The following is a 6,218-nucleotide window of genomic DNA, read 5'->3' as shown; positions in this document are numbered from 1 at the left end:
GGGGTAGCGTCAGGAAAATGCGGATTTACAACGATAAGCCTATTTTCCTGACGAATTCTCTATTTTTAACAACGTTAAGAAAGTTTCAATGGTCTTAAAGAATCTAACGAAACTTTTTTATCGGAATTAAAATGGTATTCTCCTAATAAATTAATATGTTCCCAACCTAGAGGTGACATATGGTGCAATAATTCTTCATTTAAACTATCTGACCGTTTTTGATATTCAACTGCTTTTGTTAGATGTAAAGTATTCCAGATACTGATGGCATTGATGATTATGTTTAAGGCACTGGCTCTTTGCAATTGATGCTGTATGGTTCGTTCCCTAAGCTCTCCTTGCTTTCCGAAGAAAATAGCTCGTGCCAGTCCATTCATAGATTCTCCTTTATTCAATCCTCTTTGTATTTTTCTTCTTAAAGATTCATCTGAAATATAATTAAGAATAAAGATAGTTTTTTCTATTCGTCCCATCTCACGTAAGGCTGTAGCTAGGCTGTTTTGTCTTGAATAAGAACCTAATTTCCCCATAATAAGGGATGCTGAAACTGTTCCTTCTCGTATAGAATGAGCTAATCGCAAAACATCCTCATAATTTTCTTTAATGACCTTTGTATTTATTTGTCCACGTAAAATGGCTTCTAATTTTGGATATTCACTTGCTTTATCTATTGTAAATAATTTCGAATCTGATAAATCTCTTATTCTTGGAGCAAAATTAAATCCTAATAAATGAGTCAGTCCAAATATTTGGTCTGTATAACCGGCTGTGTCTGTATAATGCTCTTCTATGTTTAGATCCGTCTCATGGTGCAACAAACCATCTAAAACATGAATCGCATCCCTTGAATTAGTATGAATAATCTTGGTGTAGTAAGAAGAGAATTGATCACTAGTAAAACGATAGATGGTTGCTCCTTTTCCGGTTCCATAATGTGGATTTGCATCTGCATGTAGTGATGAAACACCTAGCTGCATTCTCATACCATCCGATGAGGATGTTGTACCGTCGCCCCAATAGGAAGACAATTGTAATTTATGATGAAAATTTACTAATATGGCTTGTGCTTTATTCATGGCATCTTCATACATGCGCCATTGAGATACATTGGCTAGTTGCTTATATGTAAGTCCGGGTGTTGCTTCAGCCATCTTACTCAAACCAATATTCATTCCCATTCCTAAAAGGCCTAGTGACAGGGTAGCTGCTCTAGTCCGCAGGATTTCTTCCAATAAAAGTAATTTAATTGTTTAATAAGGTAATAGAAAAGAAATGGAAATAGGAAAACCAAAAATAAACCCATTGAAATTACCATGTGAGTCCTAATTCATCGCAATAAACGGCTGCTTCAATAAAACAATTCTTCATATCAGCCTCACTATCCAATTCACCCAGAATATCATACACTGTCTTTTCTAACGCATCGATAGTTGTGTAAGGGACATAGATTATATACTCGTTAGCTATGATCTCCATTTTGTAATTATCCTTTAGGAACTGTTCGATACTTTCTCTAACCTTCCCTTTGCCACGTACAAATTTATTGTTATTTTCTATTCGCAGCCCCATTCTTATTTTTGCAGTGTTTTCTAGATCTTTGCCTTGCCGTGTTGTTCGTATGTAACGATACAATGTTGCTTGACTTATTCCGGTCATTTCTACAATCTCGCTAATACTGTATTCCTTAGAGTGATATAAATTTAGAGCTTTATTTATCTGTTTTTCTTTCACTTTTGGACGGCCACCATTTCTTCCTCTGGATCTTGCACTCTCTAACCCCTCTTTTGTTCGTTGAGCAATTAGGTCTCTTTCGAATTGGCTGAATGCTTGAAATACAGTAAGCATAAGTTTACCTTGTGGTGTATTCGTATCAAAATTCTCTTTTATGCTAATCAATTTAACATCTTTATTTTCAAAGTACTCAACTAACTCTATCAAATCTTTTGTACTTCGACCTAATCTTGAAAAACTCTCTACAACGATTGAATCTCCGGGTCTAACTTTATCCTTTAATCGAATAAGTTCCGGTCTGTTCGTTTTTGTACCCGACATTTTTTCTGTTAATATTTCGGTACAGTTGTATTCGCTTAACAAATCCAGTTGTCGAATCAAGTCTTGTTGCTTGGTACTAACCCTTGCATATCCATAAGTGTATTGCATCATGGTCCCCCCTTTTGTTAGTGATAATCTTATCATTAAAGGGTGTTATTGTTAATTTGTTTTTGATAATAGTTTTGATAACGAGTGAATAAGGTTATTGTGACCAAAAAGTTTAGGAATTTAAGTTTATCAAATACATTCGTTTTTGATAATAAGTTTTCTTTTATATGCTTATTCCAGAAAAGGGCCATTTAATGGAGGAAGAACCTGTTTGGAAATGTTTGAAATACCAATATGAATGACTTTGAATCTTATATAATAGAAATATTTTTTATTGGGATTACTTGGGTGTTATTATGGAGCTTGGTAAAAGTCAGAAAGAAAAAATTCAATTAACAGGAGTAATTCTTGAATAACCCTTAGATTAAAACAACTTTATTGTTATACTTTTTGCAATGAAGTATTTTACATCAAATTTTAACAACTTTTTTAACCTCGTACTGAAACCATTTAGAAATTATGACAATAAAAAAGTGTCTAAAGAAAATATAACCCCGATTAAAGAATTAAATGATGGTTTTCTAGGTAGGTTTCTAAATAATGCAAATCTCTATACACTCTAAGTATGTGAATCGAAAGCTGATAAGAATTTACTATGTTTCTAGATTTTCCACTGTGATTTGTGGAGATGGTTTTCTGTCATTCTTTTTGTATAAATGGTACTAAATTCTTTTTCATATCGTCATGAATCTCTCAAATTTGGTTCCTTTCTTTTTCAGCTCTTGCCAATTCCTAATTTCTCATAATAAAAAATGGTACTATATCTCCATTAAAGAGTTATTATCCTTCATGGTATGTCCGCACCCCTAGCCAGAAACGAATAAAAATTTATTCGTTTCTTCCTCTAATTCCTTTTCTTTCTTTGGTTAATTAAATTTCTTTTTACATACCCAATATGTAGTTTCCAAGATGAAGTTGTGTGGAAATTATGGAGATTATTTTTTTTCGTAAATAAGATGATAATATGCTAATAAGAGGTGATTATTTTATGACAAAAATTCTAGTAGTAGATGATGAAAAGGTATTTCTTGAAGTGTTAGAAGCTTATTTTGAAAAGGAAAGTTGGGGAATTTCTTTTGCTACCAATGGAATCGAAGCTTTAAAAAAAGTGAAGGATGAGAGTCCTGACCTTATTGTGTTAGATTTGATGTTACCTGATATTTCAGGTGAAGAGGTGTGTAGGTTAGTGAGAAAAGAAAGTGATATCCCCATTATTATGCTTACCGCAAAGTCAGCTGAGGCTGATTTGATTAATGGAATTGTCATTGGTGCTGATGACTATGTGACAAAACCATTTAGTCCAAGAGAAGTGGTTGTAAGAGTAAAAGCCTTATTAAGAAGAACACAAAAGATGGAGAATGTAAATCAAATCAGTTTTAATAACCATAAACTTATGATTGATCATGTGAAAAAGGAAGTAAAGTTTAATGGTGACATACTCGCGCTAACCCCAAATGAATTTAAGCTATTAATTACGATGGCAAGATATCCGGGAAGAGTCTATAGTAGGGCTGATTTATTAGAAAAAATTCAAGAAGATGGTGTCTATTTTGAAGGATACGAAAGAAGTATTGATACACATATAAAAAATTTGCGAAAAAAAATTGAAACCGATTCTCGTCACCCTGAATTTATCATTACTGTGTTCGGAATGGGCTATAAGTTTGGGGGAGAAAAAGATGAATCTAACACTTAGGTCAAGGATTTTAATCTATCTTTTGATTGTTTCTTTGAGTGGCATTTTCATTACAAGTTTTACCATCTTTTTTGGGGTTGAAAATCAATTTACCGATTATCTCAAAAAAAATAGAGATGAAAGTATCGAATCAATAAAAAAGGATGCACTGCAACAATTTAATGAGACAGGAGAATTAATTAATCAAAATTTGAGTTTTAAGATGCATGAACAAGCAATGACTGAAAATTTATTCTATAGACTTTATGATACTAATGGGAACTTACTGATTGATACAACCTCAGTACGTTCCATGATGGGAATGATGGAAGGTAATCATACCTCACTAGATCCTAATGATTATCAATCAACTTCCTATCAATTAAAAATCAATAATAAATTAGTCGGCAAATTGACGGTATTTTATCCTGAAGAATTAATAGGTAAGGATTCTGACTTTTTGAAGTCTATTAAAAGAAACATTTACCTTGCGGTATTGGTTACAGTCATATTATCGTTCTTATTTAGTTTATTATTTTCTAAACGACTAACAACCGGGTTTAAAAAACTGATCAATGCGATTATTGAGTTACGTAATCATCAATGGCGAACTAGAGTACCTATTGATGAATTGACAGAAGAAATGAAGCCTTTAGGGGAGTCCTTTAATCAGCTTGCAGAATCTTTAGCAAAACAGGAATCGCTTCGAAAACAATTTACATCTAACTTTGCTCATGAACTTAGAACGCCACTTGCAACATTAAGAAGTCATATTGAAGCTTTTCAAGATGGTATTTGGGAACCAAATTCGAAAAGATTAGATCAATGTCATGAGGAACTAATGCGGCTAGTTCGCCTAGTTAATGAGTTAGAAAAATTAATGGCCGCAGAAAATCCTCAGATTAGATTGGATAAAACAAAGTTAGAAACTGGAAGACTATTATCTTTTATAAACGACCAATTCAGTCCATTGTTTATGAAAAAAGGTGTTGAATTAAGGATTCAACACCCCGATAAGCAGCATTGGTTCTTAGGTGATCGTGATAAAATCATTCAAATTTTAACTAATATAGTCAATAATGCCCTTCAATATACATCGAAAGGAAAACAAGTATCGATTTATATAGAGGAAAAAAATGATCAAATTAGTTTTATTATTAAAGATGAAGGAGTTGGAATTAGTGAGGATGATCTCCCGTTCTTATTTGAAAGATTTTATCGGGGTGATAAATCACGTGATCGGAAAACAGGGGGCATTGGGATTGGGTTATCTATCGTAAAGGCACTTGTAGAAGCCCATCATGGCGAAATAAAGATCGATAGTCAATTAAATGTGGGAACAACTGTAGAGGTAAAGATTCCAAAGCAGTAAGGGATTAAGTCACTTGACTTAATCCTTTTTTGATTAGGAAAAAAAGTTAACTTTCATCCACATAAGTTCTTCATACCTTACTCATAAGTTCTTTACAAGTGTTGATTATGATAAGAGCAAGTAAAGAAAGCAACATGAAACTTTACAAGAAAAAATTAGGAGGCGATAGATGTTCAGTGTTCCGGTTAACAACCTATTAATTATGAGAAAACTTTCTCCATAACTTTCACATAAATTCCTCATAAATTCTACATTCTTGAGCTGTAAGATAAAAATAGGAAAGGAGAGATAAAACAATGATGGGATTAGGTCATGGTTTTGGAATGTTCGGAATGGGAGGTGGATCGATTATGATGATTTTAGTCGTTTTGCTAATTGGTTACCTTTTCTATTTGGGAATAAACAATCAAAAAATAGGTACACAAGATGGAAACCAGCAAGTAACAAGTTCAAACGCACTAGAAATTGCTAAGTCTAGACTTGCTCAAGGTGAAATTTCTTTTGAAGAATTTGAGCAAATCAAGAAAAATATTTTATAAGAATAACTATTTTAAAAAATATAACTATTAAAAGGAGATTGAATAGATATGAATATTATTAATGGAATTCTAGCAGCATCATTAGCTTTTACTGGAGGAACAGGTTTAGCCTTATTTTCAGATAAAGATACTCCAAATCAAAATACAGTGATTCAAGAACAAAGTGGTAATTATGATCAAATGGTTGAATTGATGGAATCAGGCGATGTTGGAAGTATGCAAAAATACATGGAAGAAGGAAATATGAATGTTGACGAGATGCAAAAGTTCATGGAAGAAGGAAATATGAACTTTGGTCAAATGAAACCATATATGAGTGAAATGCATCCTAATTTAAATAATCAACAACTCGAAGAAATGTACAAGGGAATGCACGGAACGGGTGGTTCTTCTCAAAGCAGCAACTTTAGAGAAATGGGAAATTTATAATTTTCATTTCAAGCAGGTCGATAATGACCTGCTTCCCCAAAAA

6 protein-coding genes are annotated in these 6,218 nt (G+C 33.0%); 4 read left to right on the top strand and 2 right to left on the bottom strand.

Annotated features, from left to right (window positions below; genetic code table 11):
- Positions 1-74 precede the first annotated feature (74 nt).
- Positions 75-1,247 (bottom strand): transposase, encoded by a 1,173-nt coding sequence (locus NYE52_RS24595; protein WP_413466082.1) that lies wholly within the window; start codon positions 1,245-1,247, stop codon positions 75-77.
- Between the two features lie 61 nt (positions 1,248-1,308).
- A complete protein-coding gene (locus NYE52_RS24590; protein WP_082138441.1) occupies positions 1,309-2,163 on the bottom strand; it encodes a recombinase family protein in 855 nt (284 codons plus the stop codon).
- A 985-nt stretch (positions 2,164-3,148) separates the two neighbouring features.
- Between NYE52_RS24590 and NYE52_RS24585 the strand changes: the two genes are divergently transcribed.
- The 4 genes from NYE52_RS24585 (at position 3,149) to NYE52_RS24570 (ending at position 6,175) form a co-directional block, all read left to right on the top strand.
- Entirely contained in the window at positions 3,149-3,856 is a 708-nt protein-coding gene (locus tag NYE52_RS24585; protein WP_016204470.1) for a response regulator transcription factor, read from the top strand.
- Entirely contained in the window at positions 3,840-5,207 is a 1,368-nt protein-coding gene (locus NYE52_RS24580) for a sensor histidine kinase (RefSeq protein ID WP_047944567.1), read from the top strand. The genes NYE52_RS24585 and NYE52_RS24580 overlap by 17 nt, the downstream gene beginning before the upstream one ends.
- Before the next feature lie 296 nt (positions 5,208-5,503).
- A complete protein-coding gene (locus NYE52_RS24575) occupies positions 5,504-5,746 on the top strand; it encodes an SHOCT domain-containing protein (protein ID WP_016204467.1) in 243 nt (80 codons plus the stop codon).
- Positions 5,747-5,794: 48 nt separating this feature from the next.
- Positions 5,795-6,175: a hypothetical protein gene (locus NYE52_RS24570; protein WP_016204466.1), complete on the top strand. Its 381-nt coding sequence runs from the start codon at positions 5,795-5,797 to the stop codon at positions 6,173-6,175.
- Positions 6,176-6,218 lie beyond the last annotated feature (43 nt).

This window comes from Niallia sp. FSL W8-0635 (assembly GCF_038007965.1).
In the GTDB taxonomy this organism is placed as follows: domain Bacteria; phylum Bacillota; class Bacilli; order Bacillales; family Cytobacillaceae; genus Niallia.
This window is presented reverse-complemented; position numbering and strand designations above follow the sequence as displayed.

What these genes read in the sequence shown, in the direction of transcription:
- NYE52_RS24585 (WP_016204470.1), top strand. Translation starts at nt 3,149, where the DNA reads ATGACAAAAATTCTAGTAGTAGATGATGAAAAGGTATTTCTTGAAGTG.
- NYE52_RS24575 (WP_016204467.1), top strand. Translation starts at nt 5,504, where the DNA reads ATGATGGGATTAGGTCATGGTTTTGGAATGTTCGGAATGGGAGGTGGA.
- NYE52_RS24580 (WP_047944567.1), top strand. Translation starts at nt 3,840, where the DNA reads ATGAATCTAACACTTAGGTCAAGGATTTTAATCTATCTTTTGATTGTT.
- NYE52_RS24570 (WP_016204466.1), top strand. Translation starts at nt 5,795, where the DNA reads ATGAATATTATTAATGGAATTCTAGCAGCATCATTAGCTTTTACTGGA.
- NYE52_RS24590 (WP_082138441.1), bottom strand. Translation starts at nt 2,163, where the DNA reads ATGATGCAATACACTTATGGATATGCAAGGGTTAGTACCAAGCAACAA.